The 24,069-nt window shown below is 53.5% G+C and carries 22 protein-coding genes and 1 pseudogene; 2 read left to right on the forward strand and 21 right to left on the reverse strand.

The genetic code is table 11. The features are described 5' to 3' along the window. Positions 1-385: 385 nt before the first annotated feature. Complete coding sequence (locus ACI9KD_RS11820) at positions 386-1,819, forward strand: aldehyde dehydrogenase family protein (RefSeq protein WP_414981376.1); 1,434 nt, start codon at positions 386-388, stop codon at positions 1,817-1,819. Positions 1,820-2,009: 190 nt separating this feature from the next. Here the strand turns inward: ACI9KD_RS11820 and ACI9KD_RS11825 are convergent, their stop codons facing one another. Together ACI9KD_RS11825 and ACI9KD_RS11830 are read right to left on the reverse strand one after the other, a co-directional pair. Continuing rightward, positions 2,010-2,135: a hypothetical protein gene (locus ACI9KD_RS11825; RefSeq protein WP_414981397.1), complete on the reverse strand. Its 126-nt coding sequence runs from the start codon at positions 2,133-2,135 to the stop codon at positions 2,010-2,012. Further along, positions 2,086-2,658, reverse strand: a pseudogene (locus ACI9KD_RS11830) (dihydrodipicolinate synthase family protein). The gene ACI9KD_RS11825 and the pseudogene ACI9KD_RS11830 overlap by 50 nt, the downstream one beginning before the upstream one ends. Positions 2,659-2,912: 254 nt before the next feature. Between ACI9KD_RS11830 and ACI9KD_RS11835 the strand changes: the two are divergent. After that, positions 2,913-3,662 (forward strand): SDR family NAD(P)-dependent oxidoreductase, encoded by a 750-nt coding sequence (locus ACI9KD_RS11835; RefSeq protein ID WP_414981377.1) that lies wholly within the window; start codon positions 2,913-2,915, stop codon positions 3,660-3,662. Between the two features lie 139 nt (positions 3,663-3,801). Here the strand turns inward: ACI9KD_RS11835 and ACI9KD_RS11840 are convergent, their stop codons facing one another. The 19 genes from ACI9KD_RS11840 to ACI9KD_RS11930 all read right to left on the reverse strand — a co-directional run. Next, positions 3,802-6,144, reverse strand: a complete 2,343-nt coding sequence (locus ACI9KD_RS11840; protein WP_414981378.1) for a TonB-dependent receptor — start codon at positions 6,142-6,144, stop codon at positions 3,802-3,804. 980 nt (positions 6,145-7,124) lie between these two features. Then, complete coding sequence (locus ACI9KD_RS11845; RefSeq protein WP_414981379.1) at positions 7,125-8,174, reverse strand: proline racemase family protein; 1,050 nt, start codon at positions 8,172-8,174, stop codon at positions 7,125-7,127. Continuing rightward, complete coding sequence (locus tag ACI9KD_RS11850; protein WP_414981380.1) at positions 8,167-9,846, reverse strand: M20/M25/M40 family metallo-hydrolase; 1,680 nt, start codon at positions 9,844-9,846, stop codon at positions 8,167-8,169. Before ACI9KD_RS11850 ends, ACI9KD_RS11845 begins: the two co-directional genes overlap by 8 nt. A 35-nt stretch (positions 9,847-9,881) precedes the next feature. Continuing rightward, positions 9,882-10,904, reverse strand: coding sequence for a proline racemase family protein (locus ACI9KD_RS11855; RefSeq protein WP_414981381.1), 1,023 nt, complete (start codon positions 10,902-10,904; stop codon positions 9,882-9,884). 29 nt (positions 10,905-10,933) lie between these two features. Further along, the gene (locus tag ACI9KD_RS11860; RefSeq protein ID WP_414981382.1) at positions 10,934-12,232 is read right to left on the reverse strand and encodes an amidohydrolase family protein; all 1,299 of its coding nucleotides are present in this window, start codon (positions 12,230-12,232) and stop codon (positions 10,934-10,936) included. 161 nt (positions 12,233-12,393) lie between these two features. Then, the gene (locus tag ACI9KD_RS11865; protein ID WP_414981383.1) at positions 12,394-14,016 is read right to left on the reverse strand and encodes a DUF885 family protein; all 1,623 of its coding nucleotides are present in this window, start codon (positions 14,014-14,016) and stop codon (positions 12,394-12,396) included. Next, positions 13,994-15,091, reverse strand: coding sequence for a hypothetical protein (locus ACI9KD_RS11870; protein WP_414981384.1), 1,098 nt, complete (start codon positions 15,089-15,091; stop codon positions 13,994-13,996). The genes ACI9KD_RS11865 and ACI9KD_RS11870 overlap by 23 nt, the downstream gene beginning before the upstream one ends. A 240-nt stretch (positions 15,092-15,331) precedes the next feature. Beyond that, a complete protein-coding gene (locus ACI9KD_RS11875; RefSeq protein ID WP_414981385.1) occupies positions 15,332-15,997 on the reverse strand; it encodes a GntR family transcriptional regulator in 666 nt (221 codons plus the stop codon). 173 nt (positions 15,998-16,170) lie between these two features. After that, on the reverse strand, positions 16,171-16,485 hold the full coding sequence (locus ACI9KD_RS11880; RefSeq protein ID WP_414981386.1) for a hypothetical protein: 315 nt from the start codon (positions 16,483-16,485) through the stop codon (positions 16,171-16,173). A 206-nt stretch (positions 16,486-16,691) separates the two neighbouring features. Beyond that, complete coding sequence (locus tag ACI9KD_RS11885; RefSeq protein ID WP_414981387.1) at positions 16,692-16,919, reverse strand: hypothetical protein; 228 nt, start codon at positions 16,917-16,919, stop codon at positions 16,692-16,694. Positions 16,920-16,985: 66 nt separating this feature from the next. Further along, positions 16,986-17,816 (reverse strand): hypothetical protein, encoded by an 831-nt coding sequence (locus ACI9KD_RS11890; protein WP_414981388.1) that lies wholly within the window; start codon positions 17,814-17,816, stop codon positions 16,986-16,988. A 150-nt stretch (positions 17,817-17,966) separates the two neighbouring features. Continuing rightward, positions 17,967-18,242 (reverse strand): hypothetical protein, encoded by a 276-nt coding sequence (locus ACI9KD_RS11895; RefSeq protein ID WP_414981389.1) that lies wholly within the window; start codon positions 18,240-18,242, stop codon positions 17,967-17,969. 139 nt (positions 18,243-18,381) lie between these two features. Next, entirely contained in the window at positions 18,382-18,828 is a 447-nt protein-coding gene (locus ACI9KD_RS11900) for a hypothetical protein (RefSeq protein WP_414981390.1), read from the reverse strand. A 6-nt stretch (positions 18,829-18,834) separates the two neighbouring features. After that, positions 18,835-19,113, reverse strand: a complete 279-nt coding sequence (locus ACI9KD_RS11905) for a hypothetical protein (protein ID WP_414981391.1) — start codon at positions 19,111-19,113, stop codon at positions 18,835-18,837. Then, entirely contained in the window at positions 19,088-19,534 is a 447-nt protein-coding gene (locus ACI9KD_RS11910; protein WP_414981392.1) for a hypothetical protein, read from the reverse strand. Before ACI9KD_RS11910 ends, ACI9KD_RS11905 begins: the two co-directional genes overlap by 26 nt. A 2-nt stretch (positions 19,535-19,536) precedes the next feature. Next, entirely contained in the window at positions 19,537-20,865 is a 1,329-nt protein-coding gene (locus ACI9KD_RS11915; protein ID WP_414981393.1) for an amidohydrolase family protein, read from the reverse strand. Between the two features lie 6 nt (positions 20,866-20,871). After that, positions 20,872-22,236, reverse strand: coding sequence for a hypothetical protein (locus ACI9KD_RS11920; RefSeq protein WP_414981394.1), 1,365 nt, complete (start codon positions 22,234-22,236; stop codon positions 20,872-20,874). A gap of 122 nt (positions 22,237-22,358) precedes the next feature. Continuing rightward, positions 22,359-23,813 (reverse strand): hypothetical protein, encoded by a 1,455-nt coding sequence (locus ACI9KD_RS11925; protein ID WP_414981395.1) that lies wholly within the window; start codon positions 23,811-23,813, stop codon positions 22,359-22,361. Further along, positions 23,803-24,069, reverse strand: a 267-nt coding sequence (locus ACI9KD_RS11930) for a hypothetical protein (RefSeq protein ID WP_414981396.1), incomplete at its 5' end; no start/stop codon positions are given. The genes ACI9KD_RS11925 and ACI9KD_RS11930, both read right to left, overlap by 11 nt.

The raw sequence follows: 24,069 nt of genomic DNA on the forward strand, positions 1-24,069 counted from the left end.
GGCGCTTGTTGAAAGCCAATGACTTGATTGAAACGTGAGCCGCAAAGATACTCCTAGCATAATCCGGTTGCGCCGAGCTTGTTGGCCGGTTTAAAAACTAACGTGTCCAACGGTGGCAGCACAAGACACGCGCTAAATCGCAGCAGGTAATTCTGGGTCACATAATCATGTTTTATAAAACACGTTAAACATTGGCGGCTGAAGGCCACCGCGTCACTCGAAGTAAAGCTGCAGGCCCTGCTTTAGCGACACTCCGTGAACTCGTTTGACGTCATTGAATATTTTAGGATAAAATATCCAATAAAATCAGCACCGCAAAGTCGGCGCTATGTGGCACAAATCCAGATTTTTCGCATCAGTAACCACAAAACTAAGGCGCTAAACCATGCACAGTAACCTAATCGCCGGCACATGGACTGAATCAATCGAAACTATAGAAAATGTCAATCCATCAGATGTTGATGACATTCAGGGTCACTACGCCTTGGCAGACCTGGGCCAAACGCAGACCGCTGTAAGCGCAGCCTGCGAGGCATTCGCAGGCTGGTCACGGTCTCCGCTGCAACAACGCTTCGACATCCTCGACTCGATTGGGACAGAAATACTGTCTCGCAAAGAAGAATTGGGAGATCTACTCGCCCGCGAGGAAGGTAAAACCCTTCCCGAAGCAATCGGTGAAGCAGGTCGCGCCGGCCAGATTTTCAAGTTTTTCGCAGGAGAAGTCCTTCGTCAAAAGGGAGACCGACTTGATTCCGTGCGGCCCGGTGTGGAAATTGACGTGACCAGAGAACCTCTGGGTGTTATTGGCATTATCACACCCTGGAATTTTCCTATCGCAATTCCAGCATGGAAGATCGCCCCGGCCCTCGCGTACGGAAACTGCGTAGTATTCAAGCCGGCGATGCAAACTCCCGGATGTGCCTGGGCACTCGCGGACATCATTCACCGAAATGGCATCCCTGCAGGTGTTTTCAACCTGGTCATGGGACGAGGCGACGAGGTAGGCGATGCGATTCTCAACGACTCACGCGTTACTGCCGTGAGTTTCACCGGGTCGGTATCCACCGGCGCCCGGGTCGCTTCAGTTTGCGCCGCGAGAGGCGCAAAATTTCAGCTCGAAATGGGTGGGAAGAACCCGATGGTCGTTATGAATGACGCGGAAATGACAACCGCAATCAACTGCGTCGTTAACGGCGCCTACTACTCTACCGGCCAACGCTGCACCGCGTCATCGCGCATCATCGTGGAATCAGGAATTCATGAAGAATTCGTAGACAAACTCGCTGTCACTCTGGCCAATCTTAGCGTGGGAGACGCGAGGGACAAAACGACCCAGATTGGGCCGGTAATCGACCAAAGACAGTTGGATCAGAATCTCCGCTACCTAGATATCGGCAAGGAGGAAGGTGCGAACCTTGTTGTAGGCGGTGAAATACTGCAGCGTCCCACTAACGGCTACTATTTATCACCTGCACTTTTCGTCGGCACAAATAACAACATGCGGATAAACCGAGAGGAGATTTTCGGACCCATCGCGTCGGTCATTCGTGTCGCGGATCTCGACGAAGCAATTGCAGTCGCCAACGACACGAACTTCGGGTTAGCATCCGGTATTTGCACGCAATCCCTTGCCAGCTCAGCACGTTTCCGGCGAGAAAGTGAAGCAGGCATGGTGATGGTAAATCTTCCCACAGCGGGCGTGGACTACCATGTACCTTTTGGCGGCACAAAAGCGTCGAGCTATGGCGCCAGGGAGCAGGGTTCATACGCTGCCGAATTTTACACCAAGGTAAAAACCACGTACGTACTGCCAGGTTAAAAACAGGGAACGCAGACCGGGCGCGCCGCACGCGCCCATTCCCTTCATCTGGTTTGCTCGCTTAATGTACTGCACAACCTCGACCGCGCAATCAATATGTAGAACAGGCGCATCAATTCGCCACTCTTGGCTCAGGTTGTAGAGCGGCGCCGCCTCTTTGGGAAAGGCATTTGTCATTCCGGACCGAATGTCATTCCGGACAGCCACCCAACAGCCCCGCAGAAAAAATTCTCGAAGGCGCGGTCATCCACGCCACAGGACGAAAGTTAACGATCCCCACAGGCGTCAACCATATCAGTGCTCGGTCGGCTGTCATGTGACGACGCTTGCACTGCGACTATGTTTTCGTCGCGCGCAAGTTCACTAAAGTATCCTGGCCACAAATCCGCGTTGCAAGTAACTGGGTTTTTGTAAATCATGATGGGCAGCGACGTACTCTGCACAATCTTGCCAAAATGCGCGACTGCTTTACGTAAATCTTGCTGATAAACCAAACCGGGTAGAACCATCAGCCCAATTCAGTACACCTTCTCTTCTCGTCCGATCGTGTCTTGCGCGAAAGTGGCCGTGTATTCAGCCACCCCTGCAATCACCGGCACCTTGCCCGCGGCGACATTTACCGCGCACGCCATGACCCGGGACTTCTCCCCAGGTGTCAGCGAAGGGTTTTTCCCTAAAGTGCCTAAAATTATCAGACCGTGGATATCTGCATCTGGCATGGCTTCAACATCTAGCATAGCTTCAATATCGCGCTCGGTAGATTGTAGATCGAGAGACCCGACAGGATGCATCTCGATCATTAGGGCCGGCATCGCGCCGCGCCCGTTACGTGTATTCATCAAATCACAATCGCCTTATTCGAGCTGATGGAATATTCCCTTATCACCAACTAAGATGCTTGCGACACAACCCGTTTGCGCAAACCTAAGGCTTGCGACAACTTCACATTGTGCGATTATCGTATATAATATCCAACGACAAAGGTTTCTCTTGCATCGACAAGCGGCGGTCTCAATATCGAGAACTCCTTCGGAACATATGCAGTCATTCCTTTTACAGCAAATTCACATAGCAACTATCAGGGAGAAGAACCGTGCGAGAAGAGCGAGTAGTCGTAGTGACTGGTGCCGCATCCGGACTTGGAGCAGAACTGGCACGTAGTTTCGCTTCATGTGACTTTCGCGTGGTTGTCAACTACCACCGCAACGAGAAGGCAGCGAACGCGCTTGTTGAAGACATTTCCAGGCAGCATGGCGAGGACCGCGTGCTGGCCCGCTGCGCAGATGTCGCAGAACGCAGCCAGGTACGAGATATGTTCGCGGCCACTATTGGCGCCTTTGGTCGGGTTGACATCCTGATCAACTCTGCTGGCGTCAATAGAGACGCCCCGTTTATGTCAATAACCGACGAACTATGGGACGAAGTCATGAATGCTCACTTAAAAGGGCACTTTATATGCGGACAAGAGTATGTCCGTGCCAACCCGGACCGAGAGGGTGTAATCATCAACCTCGGCGCTGCGGCTGGCGCTATCGGGCGACGCAATGGTGCGAACTTCTGTTCCGCGAAAGCCGGTATCGCCGTCCTGACCAAATGCATGGCGCTTGAACTCGCGCCACGCATCAGGGTTAACCTGCTTGTGCCCGGGTCTGTGCAAACGGAGGAAGTCGTTGAGCGTTATCACCTGCGTACAGAAGAGGGACTGCGTAAAGAACTGTCCAGCCTACCACTCGGCCGTCTCGGTGAATTCAAGGAGCTCACGGACATGGCACACTGCATAGTCAACGCCACCTATACCACTGGCGCAAAGTTCTTTGTCAACGGCGGGCAGTACATGCACTGAAGACCCTTGCACCGATTAATAATTTTATGTTGCGCCTGATCTCCTTTCCTTCGTATTCTCAGCAACAGGTCAACTGGTCTGCCTGAGCCGGACAAAGGAAAGGGCCGGCCCATAGGGCCGGCAGGCGTAGGAGACAGTATCAAAAGCGCGTACGGAAATTAATCCCAATGGTCCGTGGGCGGTTAACAAGCGATTCAATTCTATTCCGACGATCCGCGAACTGGAAAGTCAGAGCATCCTCGTCAAAGACATTATTAACGTACAATGCCGCTTCCCAGTGATCGCTGGCAACCCCTAAGCGCGTATTGGCAAGAGTATATTCCCCAAAAGAGGTCCGCGGAACACCACCATCTGCGTTAAAGCCCCCCAGTATCTCACCCGTATAGGATACTTCGCCACGAACAAAACCACTCAAACCCATGAACGGGAAGTTGTAGTCTGCTGCGCCGTAAAGAGTGTAGTCCGGATGGCTCGGAAGCCGGTCTCCGTCCAGAGCATTCAGGAACGGTTGATCATCATCAAGTGAAAAATCTATCCAAGATGCTGCCGCAGTGAACGCCAGTCGCTCTGTTGCATAGTAATTCATATCGAATTCAAACCCGATACCAGTGGCGGAGGCGACATTCTGTGTGACCGAAATGCTGCATGTTGCGTTACCATCCAAGTTAACGTCAACCTGGATATCACTCCATTCATTCTGAAAAACGCCCGCGTTGATCTTCATTTTGCCATCCATGAGTGACAGTTTAGTCCCAGCCTCGTAGCCCCACATCTCGTCCGACTCAATGGGGCCGGGCTTGAAACCAAAAGTCTGTTCAGCAAGCGCCTGACAGCTGGGCTGAATGGTGGGGCCTGCACCTCCTGTACCCACCCGGAAGCCTTCCGCTGCCCTCGCAAACACCAGAAAATCATCTGTAGGTGCATACGTCAGATTGAGCATGTAATTCTGGTGGGGCTCTTTGTACTCCTCGGTAATCACGTTTTCCGAGAAAACAGGCTCACCCGCGTCCGCAACCTGGTTAACGAATCCCCCACCGGTCGTAGTCTCTGTATCCCGATAGCCAACGGTAGCAGAAAGCTGAGGCGTAAAGTTATAGGTTAGCTCCCCAAAGAACGCCAGCTGCTCCTCGTTGCTTCGAACGATTTCACGATAAATCATGTCCGGATAGGTACCCGGCACTTCCTGTAGACCGAAGGGTGAAACATAACCTTCGGGAAAGGGAAAGACGAAGTCCTGATCCGGCGATGCTGCGGCGAAGCGATCGCCAGCGTTAACCTGATCATATTCATCGCCGATACCAATGTAATCGCCAACGTCGACATCCACTTCAATATCTGAGTAGTACACGCCAGCGATCCAGTCAAAGTTACCGAACGCATCGGGAGCCGATACGATGCGAAGCTCTTCAGCAAACGTACTGTCGCGCGTGTCATCGAGCACAGCAAGACGCGCAGAGTCAAGAAAGTTATCAATACCCAAAAAAGTTCTATCGACCTTGCGGTAGCTGTCAAATTCGAGCTGCGATGTAGCGGAAGTCACGTTCGCCCATCCGAGGTCCACCTCCACCTGGAGACTAACGATCTCCGCGTCAGCGGTAAGCCTCTCATCCATGCGGTTTTCTTGCTCGCGTTTTTCCCACTCGGGTCCGGTGGCCCGATACCAACCATCCTGGTCCGTCTGATCAAGAAAATAACTTGCCGTCAGAGCAATCCTGTCATGAGGGGTCCAACGCAGGGCGACACGCCCGCCCTTTTGCTCAAAACCACCCTGATCATCCTTATTAAGATAGGTATTGTCGTAAAAGCCCACGTTATCGGCAAAAAAGCCGACGGCTCTCAATGCCAGAACATCTTCGATTATTGGAACATTGACCATCGCATCGACGGAATGGCCGAGATCCGAGCCCTCGGTAATGCTTGTGTCTAACGCAATGTTAGCGCCGAACTCGCGCGAATCGGGCTTGTTGGTTATGTAACGTGTAGACCCTGAAATTGAACCGCCACCGTAAAGAGTTCCTTGGGGGCCCTTCAACAATTCAACGCGCTCCATGTCAAAGATTCGGGGATCAAGATTGAAACTGCCGCCCGAGACAAGCGCCTCATCGACATAGATTGAGCTCAGGGATTCGGCGCGCACACCAGACTCGATGGCAAGCCCCCGAATAATAACCTGTTTGCGCTGAGCCCCGCCGTCAACTAGCGTCACGGAAGGAACAGACCGAAAGAAACTTTCGAGATTAGTGTAACCATATTGCTCTATACGTTGTTCATCAATTGCAGATATCGCCATAGGCACCTTGCTCAACGATTGCGATCGGCGACTCGCAGTAACCACTATCTCTTCCACGCGACTGGACTGAGCGCCGCGGCTTTCTTCCTGTGCTACTACTGCAATAGGCATAATTGCGGCGGCAGAAAGCCCGCCGATGGCCGCATATAGTGGTACACGGCGGCAACTTACTTGGGGTTTATCCTGTTTCATTGAAGTGATCCTCATTCTGAAGCATGGTTAGGGAGCGACATGAAATGCGCTTTATCAAAGACTAAAAACAACCAGTGAAAACGACAAGCCATGCACCACCATGGCAGAGACTCCACCCTCCACATAATTGTATATTATATACACGCACTTAGCGTGCCAAATCCACAAGCCCTTAAAAACAGGGGTATACACGCAAAGAAGGACAGAAAACCAAAAAAACTAGGGCGGCTGTGCTCACATTCGGGGCATCCGAGCACCGAACCGGGGCAGCTTGCGCGATGACCACGCGGCCTGCTTGGATGGCCGATGCCCAATTATGCGCAAGCATGCCCATCAATACCGAATAAGAAATAGCAAGGTGACCTGCGTGAACGCTAGCAGACCTCTGGGCTGAGGAGGACTCAGGGCGGCTACGCGACACTCAGTGGAAGAAGTCTACAAACAGAGAATCTTTGCCAGCAAAGCCCAATCGCGCAGCTGAGGAGCGCGATAGCCTAAAGAAGTGCAGCACACTTCGCCAAACTGTCCCAGTGAGGTAACCCCTTTATAGCGCATCATCTTGGTCGTTGGCCCGTCAGCTGCTCTGCGCCTCTGCACCGATACCCAAGGGGCTTGGCTGTCAAAGTCAGCCTCAAGCAGCGCGGGCCGTAAAGAATTAGCGCCTATCAGTCAATCAAACACTGCTGGCTGAAGTTCGAAACTGTGAACGGCTCCCGGAAGATCCACTCGGGCCTGCAGGCCTTGCGAGCACTGCAGTCCTAACCGAGTAGATCGGCCGATGGAGTGTGCGGGCATAGGTGCCCAAGAGAGCGAACGTAGGCTACGCCACAAGGTTAGAACCATCAACAAAGTGACACCCAGCGTCCGGCGGTTGCAGGTAAACCCGATAGCAACTACCGGAGACCGGAAACCGGGCATCACCCGCATGAGGAACGCCTAAAAAATTGGTAGAGATTCAGACACTCTGGTCCGTCGAGCCCCTAATCAATGGCCTGCGCACTCAGCGGCCTGGGTCCCATCTGAAAACCTCCAGGAAAGGGGTCATCCGATGCAAGAACCAGGTGATTGTACCCTGTGATCCATGCTCTACCTCGCACTCTCGGCGAGACAAAAGTCCTGCCCGCCCTCTTCTGTTCACCAATAACGGAACCTTCAAACGTAGTGCCCAGAATACCTTCAAAGTTACGGGCCTCCCCCAGTCCTATTTGCCCGCGACTATAAAGACAGGCAAGCCGAGCACTGGTACCCGTACCGCAAGGCGAGCGATCAATTGCCCCCGGTGGCGAGACAATGGTTTGTTTGTAATCGCCTTCGGCGACAACGTCCGACACAAACATCACCTGATAACACTCATTGATTTCGGGCTTTTCCGGATGCTGAATACTCAATTGCTCAGCGACGGCACGACGCACTTCAGTCGCCACCCGAATGATTGCAGCATCATTATCGGGCGTGAGTCCCAGCGAAATAGCGTCGGCATCAACTATCGCGTAGTAGTCTCCGCCATACGCGATATCTACGGAGAGCAGGCCCAGCGAACGTGTATCGAGCAAAACGCCCTCACGATCCAGGAAGGAATCAACATTGTCAAAACTGACCGCAACGGCATTTCCTTCCACCGTCTCTACCAGGCATACAACCCGCCCGGCCGGCGTATCGAACTTCACGACCGTCAAGCCCTCCTGCACTGCAACCATCCCGGTCTCCACTACAGTGGTCGCCGCACCGATGATACAGTGACCACTCATCGGAACATATGCTTCCTGCTCCATGATAAGAACTGAGAAGTGGGCGTCTTCGGTCACCGCTGGCATTAATAGAACCGCACACATGAGCCCTCCGCCACGCGGCTCGAAACAAAGCAGACGACGTAGCTCATCATCGTGCCTAGCCAACCAGCGCTGTCGATCGAACAGTGAATCCCCGGGAGGCACTGGTACACCCCCCACAATAACTCGTGTCGGGTTCCCTTCGGTGTGAGAGTCTACCGTGCGAATACTGCGGCGAGGGTTCAATGGACGTTCAGTCATGGCTCACCTGCTCGCTTCTGGTGGAGGAGTCTCGGGACGTGACCGAGAGGGTTCCAAAGGGTTTTGCAGGCATTGATTTACGCGGTAGCGCTTGGTTGCGCATTGCAGTGAGATAGACAGTCGACGTGATGATCGCAGTGTTACGGCGCACGGATTCAAAATCGATCAAATCCACCGCATCCGTGCTTGTATGCAGCTGATGACTGAAGTAATCCATCGCATCATGAATCCATTCAAAGCTTGGAATTCCTAGGGCATCGAACACGACCAGGTCGGTGCAACATGCATTTTCAATAGTGACTGTATTTGCACCTTCGTCGGCATAAGGCGCCAGGTAGGCCTCAAAAACCGGCCGAGTGGCCTCGTTGCCGAGCAGAAAGATGCCGCGAATATCGTGCCCGTTATTGTCGTGATTGAAATATGCGGAAACAGATTCCTGCTCAGGGGTTACCGTGCCGGCGATGATATCGCCGTATCGCGCTTCAGCATGTGCGCGGGCGCCAAGTAGACCATATTCCTCACCACCCCAAAGGGCGAGGCGGATAGTTCTACGCGGACGCAAATCGAGCTCGCTCAATATCCTCATAACCTCCATGGAGGTCGCCGCACCAATTCCATTGTCTGCCGCGCCCGTCGCCATCTCGACGGAATCCAGATGTGCTCCGAGGTACACTACTTCGTTTCGGTGCTCAGGATCAGAGCCGGGTATTTCGGCAATAACGTTGACGTGAGTAGCAGGATCTTCGTAGTAACGTGTGTTCAATTCGAGACTGATCAACGGTTCTTGCTGCATTTCGATCAACGTCAGCATTCGGGCGTGCTGCTCTCGCGGAATAACAAACATAGGGACCGGTCGAGGGTCTCCACTGCGCACGAACTCCACCATGCTCGTGTCGAATCGGTTGTTCACCAGACCTGGTGGCGCGGAGCTGGAACGGAGCACCGCCGAAACACCCTCATCTATCATCAGCTGCGCTAGCGCCTTTGCTTCGTTCTGGGCTAGCGGGTTCCGGGCCTGATCGCGCAAGCGATCAGCATAGGTCTCGCTGCTACCGGGACCATCGAGGCCTTCGGGCGTCACCGGCTCCATTCGCGCAGCAGCCTTCGCCAATTGCGCAGGAGTCCATTTCGTTCCCGGCGAGTCTGCGACCTCCTGTACGTCCGGGTGCAGAAGTATGCGCCCGCGCAACTGACCAGATATCGAACGAAGCGCCTGCATACTCGTAAAATCGACCACTAGAGGGGTACCTGTGACCGTCCCCGAAGTACTGTCGCTGCAACACACAGGCTGCGCATCAAGCACCATGAAAACAGGCCGCGTCATCGCAGTTCGAAAGTTGATAACTTCCCAGCCTCGGAGCCCCTGGCCAAAAGACTCCAGATAGACGTTCTCAATCCCCCATGCCCGCAGCTTGTCCTCAACCCACTGCGCCATCTCCAGATATCGAGGTGTGCCAGTAAGACGTGGACCGTAAACATCGCTCAGCACACGCAGCGTCTGCTTTACTTCGGCGTTTTTCGCCGCGTGCTGCCTGATTTTAGAAACGGCTGCGAGATCGACAGACTCGTCAGCCAGCAGGCGCTGGCTAGGCGCGAGCAGCAACAAAAGCAGGGTGCCAAACGCGAACGAGCGGGTATAGACCACCCCCCATCCGATGGCATCGCTGGCCATCCGGAAACGCAATATAGCGCTTATAATCGCGGCAATCATCGTGGTGCAGGCCCGACGCGATAGCCGTTTGGTAACGGGTCTTCCGGGTCTAGCACGAAACGATGATATCCCGTGATATACGCTCTGCCCGTAACCCGAGGAACAGAATAACGAATTCCGTTGCGGACCTCCGAACTTATAATACTGGCGCTAAAAAATGTGCCTAGTGGACCCTCGAATTCTCTCGTCTCATGTAGCTTCACTTCGCCTCGCTCAAACAGCATCGCCAGACGCGCGCTGGTTCCGGTCCCGCAGGGAGAACGGTCAAGCGTGCCCGGCGGAACCAGAATCGTCTGTCGGTAATCTGTGCGCTGATGTCGCTTGGAAGTAAAAAGTACCTGGTAACACTGATTGATGCGTGGGTCTTCAGGATGTACTGTCTTCAGCTGCTCGCCTACGGCGTGGCGTATACACTGCCAGGCATTGATGAGCTGGGAATCGTTGTGGACACTGAGCTCGAGGTTGAGCTCGTCGGCGTCGACTATTGCGTACATATCTCCGCCATAAGCCACGTCGATCGTCAGGCTACCAAACTCCTCGACCTCTACGCGGCAGTGCTCAGCCAAAAGAAAGCTTTCAACGTTGTCAAAGGTGACCGTACCTACCTTGCCGTCGTGTACTTCAACCTCACAACGCACGCGTCCAGCAGGCGTATCAAATTTTACAATTGTTACAGGTTCTACGCGTTCAACCATCCCCTCGGCGACAACTGTCGTGGCAGTCCCGATAATACAATGTCCACACATCGGTACGTACTCATCCTGCTCCATAATAATAACGGAAAAGTCTGCGTCTTCCTCGGACGGCGGTAACAGCAGTACCGAACACATGAGTCCAGACCCCCTTGGCTCGAAATTGAGCATTCGGCGCAGACCATCGCCATTCTCCCGAAGCCATTCAAGCTTCTGCACGAGGGTCTCTCCGGGTGGCACAGGTATGCCGCCCACAATAACCCGGGTTGGGTTTCCCTCTGTATGGGAATCCACTGTTTTCACCGTCAGTTCATGATCACGCGTCATACTACGTTAAACTCCGTCATAGGGTCGTATCAGTTGCCGTAGGGATTTGCATCGCGGACAAAGCCCGCACTCGTTTCAGACCGCGATACAAAAGTACCCGGCGCACCGATAGAGTCGAAGTAGTCGTAGAAACGTAAGGTTCCGGGCGGTTGCTTCAGGTCGACATTGATACCGTCCTTGAAAACCATTTTCACAGTCCGGATGTTTGATATGTTCTCCAAAGGGTTGCTTTCGAGGACAACCAAGTCCGCCAGTTTGCCTTCCTCCACCGTGCCGAGGTCGTCCAGAACTCCCATAAACTCCGCCGGATTACGCGTTGCGGCGACGAGCGTATCCATCTCACTCACGCCAGACAGCACAAACTGTTCCATCTCAAGCCACCCCTGCTCTCCGATCGGCATAGAGTCAGAGCCAATCATTAATTTTACCCCCGCCTTAGCGGCCTTACGCAGCGCATCGCGCTGAACATCCGCAGCAGTTTGCGAGCGCTCGTCGGCATAAGCGATTGCGGTTCGAAGCCGCACCGACTGATCGTCCTCCGCGTAACCCAGCGACGCAAGCCTCGCCTCTCGCTCTCGTATATAACGATCACTGAGATTACAGATTATCGTCGGTACATAATAAGTACCCTTTAAGGCCATCTTGCGTATTGTTGACTCCGAAAGCCCATAGCCATGCTCAATGCTATCAATACCGGCATCCACCGCAATTCCTATGTAGGGTTCCCGGCTATGAGAAGTTACGGTCACGCCAAGGCTGTGGGCTGTCAGCACCGCCGCCTTGAGTTCGTCGGCAAACATTTCTACATTGTGAATTTTGATAACCGAAGCCCCCCGCTGGATTCGGGTTCGCACAGCCTTGCGGACCGCAGCTACGCCATCAACACCATTGACTGTTGCGCCACGGTGGCCCGCCGTCGGAGAGACCGGCTCTCCGCTTGCAAACACACGAGGGCCAAGCATAAACCCCTCATCGAATACTCGCTGCCAAGTGACATCGATGTAGTCTTCTTCGCCGACGGAGCGTACAGCCGTGAAGCCAAAGCGCAGTCCCTCCATCGCGTTGACTCCGGCGCGGACAACCTTGGCGCCGTGAGTGGCATCGTCAAGCGCATGATTGTGAGGCAGCAGCGCAGTAAGGTGGGTATGCATGTTCCAAAAACCTGGCACAAGATAAGCGCCCGCCAGATCAACTATTTCCTGCTCATCGCCACGCGCCTCGTAGAGGCCGGCGGCGATTTCATCGATCCTGCGACCTACAATGCGCAGATTCATACCCGCCAATACAGGTGAGCCTGTACCGTCAATGATATTCGCGTTGGTTAACACGATAATGTTCTCTTCGGTTGCATGGGAAAGCAGAGGCAGGGCTAATACGCCGCAAAGAAGGCACGTTACAAGCAGGCCATGTGCCCACGGCCTAAAAAACACTTTCGAAAGCTCGAGGAATGCACGCGATAAAAAAGTTAGGCTACGAAATACACCTAAAATCACCATAGTTGATTCACCTCGTCAGTCAGACCAGTCATTTCCCAGCGAATAAGCGAAAAAGGTATCACACCCTTCGCGTAAAACCGGTCCATAAAATCTCGAACTGAAAACTTGTCGCCCTCGGCTTGCGCGACGTCGCGAAAAAGTTTCATAAACTGAACTTTGCCAACCACCATCAAAGCATGGTGCCCAACGCCTCGAAGCGTGGTGCCCATTTCAAACCACAGATGGTCACTATCATCGAGCAGATTACCGTGGGGGGCGTTACTGACAGCGTAAGCCATCGCCTCTTCGAGAGACCATTGGCGATCGTGCATACGCAGATCCGCCGTTGCACGAACGGTGCGGAAAGCCGCTTGCTCGTAGGCTACTTCTCGTGCGCGGGGCGGCCGATGCTCGAGATAACCTGCGTAAACCAGAAGCTCTTCAAGAGCAAAGGCAAACCCTTCTGCGCGCGCAGTAGAGATTTTATACGGCAGCCAGCCACGGCGTATTGTGTCGGGATGGTGCTCTGCGCGCAGCTGATCGAAATGGTGCCCGACCATCTCGTGTGCCTCCTCCATCAGTGATTCGCGATGTGAAAAATTGAAAAAGTAATCGTGCCGATCAGGCCAAGGCGACTCAAAGTTATGCCATGAGCCGAAATATCCCTCGTCTGTCAGGTAATCGGGCATCGTAAATAATTGCTTTTCTTCGATAAACTCAAACAGGTGTTCAATAGAAGCCTGGACACTGGCACGGTACTCGGCTTGCGACTGGACCGGCTTCAGCGCTACCTGCCCCGCATTGCGCAGCTCCTCCAACCTTTGGAAAGTTACTACGCGATTGTCTTCCATCTCTACCATGCGCTCGAGGTCTTTCCAGGTGTATGGCATCAGGTAGACATTCTTCAGCAGCCAGTTGTAGTTTTCTCTTCCCACCCCGGCAGCGCCACGCATACCAGCCAGATGCTCCTCGAGCCAGCCACGATATCTCTTGGTCGCATCCTGCGCCGCATCAATAAGTGGCAAAACATCTGGATCATGGGTCAGCACAACTTGTCTAGCTGCGGCAAGATCCTGCTCGCTCTCCATCAGACTGCGTATCGCCAGCCTTCCAAGGTCTGCAGGCACTTCCGCCAAGGGCGAGAGATTTGACAGCGCCTGCGTCACCACCTGAGGCCACTGTGCGATTGCATTGCGCACGCGGATCAATTCCTCTGCCGGTAGTGGATCACTTCCTCGAGGCCGAAGCGTTCGGGCGAAATCGGCGTAAGTCCCAGGGTCGCGAAACCAGGGCTGAGTGACTCGAATAGCAAACTCAAGGCCATTCATCTCTGCACGAACAAGTTGGTAATCTGTTTGCTGGGACACCGAGAACTTCTGCGTGTCGATCGCCCGGAGTTCAGTTCTGTATGCGGTCAGCGCTTCAGATTTTACCGCTATACGACTGCGTGACATGGAAGCCAGATAATCGCCCCGATCTGTGACGCGGAAATCCTGACGGTACCTTTCGTGCAAGTTGATCAGGCGCTCATATTCTGCTGTGTCGGATGGAAGCTCCGCCGCCGTTGCGGCAGCGCAAACACAAAGAATGAGACCCAGCATTGGATGCACGAAACTAATCAAGATCTTCGTTCTCAAGATACAACCAATCCATATAGCGAAATAGCTCATCCTTGTCCGGAAAAAGAAACGCAACGATGTCGTAAAGTTCCGGGTCGACGCTCGCGAGATTTTCCGCAGTCAATGGTACCCCCTTAAATTCGCGGTTTACGTGCACCCCGTAGTAAATGTCCAACCCATAGATCAGATATTCATCCGCCCAGGCATCCCGCGGCAAACCATCTTGTGGGGTCCAGAAACCGCGCGCCACCGCTGAGGGTACAGCATGCTCTAGGCGACGCTGCACGCCCGGATAGGCTCTCTTGATTCCCGTTCCATGAATAAGATGTGTTATCTCTTCAACAGACGCATCACGGCGCAGGTCGGACGGACCACCCAAGCGAAGATAATCCGGGATAATCTCCTCGTCCTGAAGATCCTGAGTCCGACTAGGCAATTCCCCTGAGTGCATGTAAAAATCAATCGCCTCGTTGCGCTCCTCAAAAGTCTCGAAGAGCGTCATGACGGCGTTGGCTTCCTTCACGTAGGCGGTGATTCTTCCATCAGCGCGCCTGTCGTTCATAAGCAGCGCGTTTGCAATGTTGGCGGCATACAGCAGCTTTGCCGGATCCACGCCGTTAGTGGCATAAAAACTAATTGGACCACTTTCATTCCGCTGAGTAAAAATATCGAGGGCGTTCTCAATCGCAGGTCTGTCTTGCCTGGTGATAATGATGAGCACCTGCTCCATATAGCCTTCATCGTTGTGTGCCCGCACCTCCGCGTAATACTCCGCAGGCACCTCAGCTGGCACACGTTTCAGACGAATTTCCCCGGTCTCAGCGTCTATGGTGACAATCTCAGTGGCGTCCAGTTGCCCGGGGCGCAAGTAATTGCGCTGGTCGCCATAGGGAACGGGCCGCTCAAGACTCCAGGTTGTAGGTAAAGGGTTTGACGCGACTAACTCAATCTGACCCAGCACGTCGCCGGGCGTGTTATCACCGGTGATCAGAATACGGTCAAATTCGTCCGTTACGATCGGTTTTCCGGCAAGCACTGCTGGCGCTATCAAACAGCAGATGGCTAAGCAGGCAGACTGAAGAATTCGTTGCATGACCTAAGCACTCCATCCGTTGACTCTAGGACGGCCTAAGCTGCCCCTGTAACAGCCGAACACTATTGAGCACGGCCTTCGTATATTGTATACAACAAATCAAAGGATGGCGAGCGCTGCTGAAATTTCTTCAAGGCGAGAGAGTATGCGTTTAGGTGTAGCGGAGAGGGTACGGGCGCCGAGGCCTAAATTCATCAGCTCAGGAGTGTAATGCGCTCCTGAGACCCTTCGTTTTAGGCATTACTGGTGCTGACTTAGCGCACGAATCAGTTCGTTGCCAGTCGTCTTAATGTGGTCTCGCAATACCTTTTTGGCTTTCGCGCGCTCCCTTCGCCGACACAGATCAAGCAGCTCGTGGTGCTCCTTTTCCGCTCGCTCATAATCCGAGGAAAGCTGAATCTGGAGTCTTAGAAAGCGCTCACAGTGGGTATGCAAACCACCGATAATAGCGATGCTGCGCTTATTGCCAGAGGGTACATAGAGGCTTTCGTGGAATTTCCAGTTCAGTCGGCCCCAGTCGAGCATATCCGCCCCGGGAACCAACATCCGATCAAACTCTGAAAGTATTTTTCGAGAAACCTCAAAATCCTCTTGCGTTGCCTTGCCAATCGCAATCCCCATCGTTTCACACTCAATCAGCGCACGCAGCGAAAATATCTCACTCACCTCATCAATAGAGATTCGCGTAGCCACTGCCCCCTTGTGAGGAACAAATGTAACAAGACCTTCCGCTTCGAGCTGCAGAAGCGCCTCACGTATGGGAATTCGACTGACGTTCAGGCTTAATGCGAGCGCATCTTGGCGAAGCGGCTCACCACCACGAATTTTGTTAGAAATGATCCGTTCCCGTAAAACGTCGACGACACCTTTGGCTACAGTCTGCCGCAATGGCATTTCGCTGCTCACGTGGAAAGCTTCCCTTTTATAATGGCTGAACGCCTAAGTATAGTGGTGTAAACATATCTTTTGACAGCAGATACGGCAACGTCATAAAAGTCGTACACGGCTACTATACACCCACAAGCCCCGGCTCGCCAAGATGGTACAAGCTCCCAGAATGAACGTTTTTCCGTAGCAGCCTACTTGCCATTTCTGGATACGCGCGCAACCGCACGAATATTTAATATGTGCTCCAGCGGATTTGTAAGTAAAAGTGGTATCAACGCTAATGCTGCAACCGCTTTACGCCACGGGTCGGAATCAATCTCATCGAGCTGTGCCTCGTCTTTCGGCATGACGATAACAGCATCTCGGCCGATAATGTTGCTCAGCACCCAAAGGTCGTCGGGCTCACCATCCGCGTTGTTATCGAGGAGTTGCGCGATCACAACTGTCGCGGGTCGAAGCTTGAAGTCCCACGCATCGCTCGTACCAAAGATGTGGATGCCGAACACCCGCGCGTACTGGCTGAAACCGGCTTGCTCGAGGGCGCCGAGTCGAAATGGAATCGGCCACAGTTCAATCTACCCGGATACCGCTCTGACACCGCTAAACCCAAAATGCGCCATGGCGCTAGAAAATCCAAGACACTGGCGAGAAATATGCTAGGCGGCAAACAATAGCTTAGATTTTTAGGTATCGCGGTTTTTCCCTATTAATTTTAAAGTGAATCAGCTGTTGTCGGTACATCGGTGCTATCGCGGGTCATTTCCCAGCGGATAAGCGATAGCGGGATGTTGCCTGAGGCAAGAAAGTCATCAACAAAATCACGTACGACGAATTCCTGGTCGAGCGTATGAGCCTGTTGCCGAAACATCTTCATGATGTGCGCCTTGCCGACAACCGCCTGGCGAGGGAAGCCACCAGGATTCCGCAGGTTCGATTGCATCTCAAACCAGACCATCTCTTCTTCGGGCGAAGACCAGTCACACGGCATAATGTCAGCGCACAGCGCTCACGCTTCTCTCAGGTCGATTTCGTTCGACTGCATTTTCGTGTCGGGAATCGACAGGCTGAAATGCCATGCGTTCATGAGGTATTGCATCTCCCGGCCGCGCCGGGGTCTTTCGTCTAGCACGCCTGCCTGCATCAGCAATTCCTCCAAGGCAACAGCCCAGCCTTCAAGTCGCATTTTATGCATGTTGAATTTTGGGTCGAAGCTGCGTATCGGGCTCAGGTCCAACCGCGCAAGACGCTGATAGTCGAGCATGTGGCCAATGTACTCATGAGTTTCTCCAGGCAGGATCTCGCGTTGCCGGACCTTAGTGTCGATGCTGCTATTTTCCGGCATCAGTCCCGGATCGATAGCATCATCAGCAGATTCGGGGCGTGCTTCCTCTTTGTAGTGGTCCATTGGGTCGATCCAGCTGGCGACCGTCATGATTTTTTCATCTCCCAAAAATGCAACGACGTGCTCGAGAGCCTGCTTGAGTCTTGCGTTCCACTCGGCTGCCGTCATCGCGACATCGAGCGGCGGCAGGTTCTGGTTTCGGTGTTCTTCCAGCTTTAGAAAAGTAAAGCCGCGATCGTACTCGGTCATGATGATTCTATTGCTGTCATCGAACCCCCAAGGAAGCAACAGAGAATTGCATGCCCACCATGTGTAATTGCGCTTGCCGAGTCCGGCATAGGGCACCATGTCATCCTTGTTATCGCGAATCCAGTCGATATAAACAGAGACGGCAGTAGCTGCGCCCTCAGCCTCGCGAGCAAGCTCTGGATACCCTTCTGAGAGGTGGGTGGCGAGCTCTTGGTAAAGTCGCTGTTCTCGCGGCATGTTGCGCAACGCGAAGTTCGCGAAGTCGGCTGCTGGTGTTGTCAGATTGGTGCGAGCGGCTTAATAGAGCTGTGGTATGGCTCGTAGCGTCGCACCAAGTGCCTTGCCTTCTAAGGCACTTAATCTGGTCGGCCTACCATCTTCCAAAGACTCGAGGGCCTATTTCACTGGTGCGAAAAATTCAGGAGCGCCAATTGATGCGCCGGCATCGCCAGTCCGCATTGTGTAAAAGCCAGGGTCTTTCGCCCAGGGCCGATGCACCTTGTGAAAAAATTCGCGTGCGTTCATTTCCGCACGTACGAGATGATAGTCAACCTGTTGGTTCACTGGCCAGCTACCGGGATCTATCTGCACAAGACGCTGCTGATAGTCAGAAACCATAAAAAAATGTTTTTCTATCCCCTCTGCAGAGTAGTCGGGAATGCCATCGCCCATTGGCGCAACACTGTCCATACGGAAGTTTCAAACAATCTTAACAGGTCTTGATATTTACTCGCAGCATGAGCCAACGGCGCAAGGCTGGCGATGAGGATGAAACCGAGAAATCTAAACGTATTCATGGAAAACTCCTTGGTTATTTTGGTACTGACAGAGTCTGCGTTGATGCAGGGCCCGTAGCGAGAGTGGCCTTGATGACGAGCTCGCCTGTCGTGCCCATACCGTCCTCGTCGAACCGCTGAATTGACGCTGGCCAGTGTGGTTCGAGGCCTACTTCCTGCGCAGCATCGGCGAGTAGCCCTACGATTTCCTGTTCACGGTTAGTGATTTCATCGAGGCTATAGAAACTGATTCCCGCGCCCGCCGGAGTAGCAACTTGACGAGATGTCGTGGAGACTTCGGCGGCGATCTCGTCATCGTCCGTGCAGACGAGCCGCTCGCCGGTCCGCGTCAGCCCATGGTATTGGTCCTCGTTTCCGGCATCCGTCTTTTCACTGCAACTGAGAGTGGCCGCTTCAACCTGAGCGACATGAAAGGTGCCTGCTTTGACGTTGGGTGGACGAACGAAGAAACTTTCGGGCAACGCCTTTCAGTTCATCTCTAGAATGTCTTCGACGACCCAGACTTCGCCGTCAAACGATTTTTCATTGTGCGATGGCATGGTGATACCGCAAAGGGTGGAGTGTTGGCTGTAGTCGTGAATGTGGGTCCCGGTTACACCCCGTTTTACGCCAGCCATACTTGTTTGTTCCAGCAGCAGTGAATCCCGGTCAAACGTGAACTGCACCTCGGCATCCTGTTGAAGGTAACGCGCCTTGAGGAAGTAGTGCTCGGTCGACTCTTCAACAAAAAAAGAGTTGCCATTCATCTGACTCTAGTGGCCAGAGCTGAGCGCTACGCTCCATGACGACACGCGGCAAATCGTTAGCGCGTGTCTCTGTTGAATAAGGCAAATTGGCTGGCCCAATCTGGCCCCAGCAGTGGCGCTCGCCAATGATGTCGGCAGACTCACCACCGCCGACAAGATCGCTCGCCAGCCTGATCATACCCGGACGATAATAGGCCCTTATTTCGTGTGCAGTATCACGCTGAAATCTTCTTATCTCAGCGGTCCACATGGATGCGCGTTTTAGTGCTTCAAATCCGCCATGAGCAACAACCACCTGCGAGGCAAGTTCCCGCGCCGTCATGGATTCGTCGCGGAGACCAGTTTCAGTAAAGCTGGCCAATAGTCCACAGATCAGCAATAACCCAAGAGCGCGGTTATAGCGTGCCAGAGGCAAAGACATGATTACTCCAGATAGAAGAGTTCAAAGTAGGATGGCCTCGATTCCGGCGCACCGGTATCGATGATGTTTCCGTCCCTGACTAACATCGTCAGGGTCCGGAGATGAGAGATATGGATGAGCGGATCTTTCGCCACGACAATCATGTCTGCGATCTTGCCTAGCTCGATGGTGCCGACTTCATCTAACAGGCCTGCAGCGGCCGCCGAGTTTTTCGTGGCAGCAACAATGGCTTCCATCTCGGTTAGTCCCCAGAGCACCAGCATCTCGATCTCGAGCAAACCAATTTCGCCCGCGGGATTTGAATCGCTGCCAGTGGTAATACTGACGCCTGCCGCGTGAGCTCGAAGCAGCACGTCACGTTGTGTTGCAGCCCATGCCGGCCCGCGCTCATCACCATAGGCAACAACGACACGCCCGGCAACGACATCACTTGCCTGCTCTTTGATAGCCGAGGCGATGAAGGTCTCTCGCTCCTCGATCCACATCGCACTCAGATTGCACACGACGGTAGGGTCGTAGGCGACCTCATTTGCTACCATCAAACGGATCGTTTCATCTGTCAGTTCATCGCCATGTTCAATCGAATCTATCCCAAGATTTACTGCTATGCCGGCATATGGTTCTGAGGCATCGCCAGCAACCTTTTTGCCATGTTCATGTGCAGTGTCGATAACCGCTTTCATTTCAGCTTCGCTAAGACCGTTCAGCATAAGTTTGATGACGTCGACGCCCTTGTCGATGAGTGAGAGTGTTGCTGTTTTCGCTGCTTTCGGCCCTTCAAATTCCAGTGCAAGCGGCCTTTCGCGGGACCATCCCCCTGGTGACGCCAGTCTTGGTCCGCTTGCAAGCACGCGTGGGCCGACGAAAACACCATTGTCAAAAGCGTCCCGCCAGGCGACGTCAATAAAGTCACGTTCACCGGCGCTGCGAACGGTCGTAAAGCCTCTTCGAAGCGCATCAGTCAAATTGCGTCCGGCGCGTATTGTGGCCGCGAGCAGCGGTTCATCGCCGAGAATTTTCTTCGGGTCGGGCAGAATATCGGACGGATGCACGTGATTATTCCAGAGGCCGGGTAACAGGAACGCACCATTTAGGTCGATGCGTCTTGCATCAACTGGAAACGTCAGTTGATCGGCATCGTCAACAATCCTGACAATGCGATTGCCGTCGATCACGACGGTTTTGTTGTTCGCCGAGGGCGCGCCTGTGCCGTCTATCAATGTTGCATTCTCGAACACGGTAATATCTGGCGCTGCCATAACGTTGGCTGATGCTGCGACTGTTGAAGCCCCAAGGATAATGACAATGAGGTTTGCATGCATTTTCTTCATGTGTTTCTACCGGATCAATATCAATTCTTTCTGCGGCGGCGATAGGTACTTGACACCTCTCTTGCCAACGAGCGCTTCCTCGTGTGCCCACCAGAGCAGATAATTGTCCTTGCCTTCAGGACCAGGCGAAGGCATGTAGAAAAAGTATTCGATCACAAAGTGGTGGTTATCGGTCAGCGGTATATGATGGCTCCAGTCCGGCCCCAATGAGCCGATGCGCGGCGCGAAATAGGTCTCCACTGGCTCTGGCCTCGCACCTTTCATTTGGGCATGAGAATCGATGGAAATATGCAGTTGGGTTGGGTCAAAACCTTTCATGTAAGCGGGATAGTCGTTCTTCGGGATTTCCATGTGTAGCTGGTTGGCACGAACAACGATCCCTTGTTTCTTAAAATCAGCCGTATAATCTTCGACGATTTCAACTGGACGACGGCCCGCGCGGATGGATTGCCTGAGCACTTTTTCAACCTTGAGATATGCTTGCCAGAGTCGCTGAATCTCATCCGGCGCGTCCGTTTCGTCTGGCTTTAGCACGTAGCCGTATAAACCTTCGCTAGGTGCTGCGACGATGTCTCCACCTATTATGATCGCATTCTCCCAGCCTGCGCTGCGCCCTCGTTGGGACTGCCCAGTGCGCATACGACGAAAAATCGTGACACCGGATTCGTCGACGCGAGTGACACCAGGCTCGACTTCGTCGAATAGGCGCCGTGCGTTAGCAACACGCGTAAGCGCCATTTTTTCGAGCTGCTTAACCTCCAGGGGTACTTTCCAGGCGATATAGTCAAGGATGAGATATTCCGACGAAATAATTCGCGCGGTAAACCGTTTGCCAAGTTCGTTGGCGAGCAGTCGATAATCCGTATGGGATATGCCATCGCTGGTGCGCCGGTCCGTTGGCCACGGTCCCAAGTCATCGATGTAGTTAACGGCAATTTTTTTCGGGTCGTGTGCGTTGACGAACTCACTGAGCCCCTTGAAGCGGTAGTCGTGTTCGGTCATGGGTGTGCTGGGCATCTCTCTAACCATGACTGAAGGCGCAATGTAGTCATAGGCGCCTGTCGTTTCGACGCTCGTCAAAGGCGCGTCGCGTTGCCGCTGTGTGCTGCCCCAACGGCGTCCAAGGACCATTCGCTCGACCCGTTCCTCGCCAGAGTCGATAAACACGACGACGCCGGATTCGGTACCGAGTTCATACTTGGCGAAGTTATCTGGTATTGCCTCGCGTGTGACATGTATCCACATGTCGACTTTGTGTTTGCGCATGATGGCCGGCAGTGCTTGGTCGAATTTGTCGCGCCGGATCTCAGCAGCGGTACTTTCAGCGATCGCGGCTGAAAAGGTGAGGCTAATGCCCATCGCGAATGCCATACTCGCTATAGCCGGGCGTTTGTGTATTCTCATATTCGTAATCTCAGGGGAAAAAAGGCCGGCGTGCCGTTACCGGCTTACCATCTGGAGAAAGTCTAGAAGCGAACGCGGAAATTGACCCCCTATCGTTCTCGGGCGCAACAAGATGGTTCGACAAACTCATGGCCGATACCGTTCGAGAACACGTCTGCTCGATTATCTGTCGCGTTGTCCATGAACAGTGTAAACCCGTAGGGGACTGTCAGAACGCCGCCACAAAGATTGGCAAGGGCGTACTTTCTGCACGCAGTACGCGGATCGCCGAATTTGAAGGAACTATGGATCTCACCGATGTATTGGGCATCTGCTCGCACGAACGCGCCCATACCGTTTAAAAGATCCCACGCGTAGCCAGCTGTGATCGAAAGTTGCGGATCGGGAGAGCCTGGGCATCGTTCGTCCGCAGATTCGCCAAGGAAAGGCTCATCATCATCATCGACGGTGGCATCACGCCACGAACCGGTGCCCGAGAGTCTTGGCTGGTCAGTGACCCTATATGGGAATCCGGCTTCTATCCTGCCACTCGTTGCAAAAGCAGCGTTGGCGGTGAACCCGGTGTTACAGGCACCAGTAATGTCGTCGCTTTCAACTTTTACCCGACTATCAGCCCAGTCTCCATAGAACACACTGGTTGCGAACGTTCCGCGGCCCTCGTTAAACGAACCTTCAACATTCGCCTCAGCAACCCACAAGGTGTCACTGGTGGCGCCAGGCACTCGAGCATTTACGAGAAAGCCGCCACGAACGTTGTCCGCAAGAAAATCCGTCAGGAAGGTATCGCAACCAGGATTCAGCGGTGCTGGTACTTCTGAGCCAAAGCCGAGGCGGAAGCCTTCCGCTGACCGGGCATATGCCAGCATTGATTCGTTAATCTCATGAGAAACGCTTAACGTTAGCGTGTCGAATTTCTCGGTGAACGGATCGCCCGAGATGAGGCCCCGAGGCGCATTGCCGTCATTATCGGGTTCATCACCGATGCGGGCATCGAGTTGCAGGCTACTTTTGAAATTCGAGTGCCGATAGCCGATGGTTGCGACCGGGCTATCGATAACTTCATAGGGCAATTCAGTGAAAGCAGCATACTGTCGAAGGCCGGTCATACCATCTTCTTTAAGCAGGAAGTCGGCAGGCTGGCCGTTGACGTTGGCAGTGCCGAACACAGCGCCGTCGCTAGAAAAGAAAAAGTCGCCTGCAGTGACACTTTCTTCTCCATCCTCATAATACGCATCAGCAAGCCGATGTAAGCACGGATCGTTCCTCCGATCGGATACTCGTCGAAGCTCCTGGCTCAAAGTGTAGTTGTCGTTACTGTCGTTGATAAAAAGCCGCAGACTACGATCTACCGCAGCTATCGCCTGCGTTGGGGTCAAGGAATCATCGTCGGTAAAGTACCTGATCAGCAGCAGAGAGACGTCATTTTGACGCACAATATCAAACTGCAGATAACCGGTAAATGACGTCAGCGTGGCGGGACCAAGATCGTATTCCAAAGTCGGCGCATGCATGCAGAACTTCCAGGTTAGCCGTTCAGGTGTCATGGTGCCCTCCCTGCTCCAATAAGTCTCGCTGCGTGCCTCTTTCCTCGGCGAACCCCAATTGTTCAACACCCTGCACAAGGTGCTTGTAGTCGATCACCAATTCGCCGGATGGCGTATAGCGTACGCCAATTCTGCCCCCCTGATTCTCAATGGTCGCCACTTCGTCGCGTCCCAGCAATGAATTCTTAAGGTAGCCAGACCCGTCATCGTGATAGCCAACACATCGCACAGCGAGTTTGTCTTCGTCCAGAGATAA

The organism is Congregibacter sp. (assembly GCF_047617445.1).
In the GTDB taxonomy this organism is placed as follows: Bacteria; Pseudomonadota; Gammaproteobacteria; order Pseudomonadales; family Halieaceae; genus Congregibacter.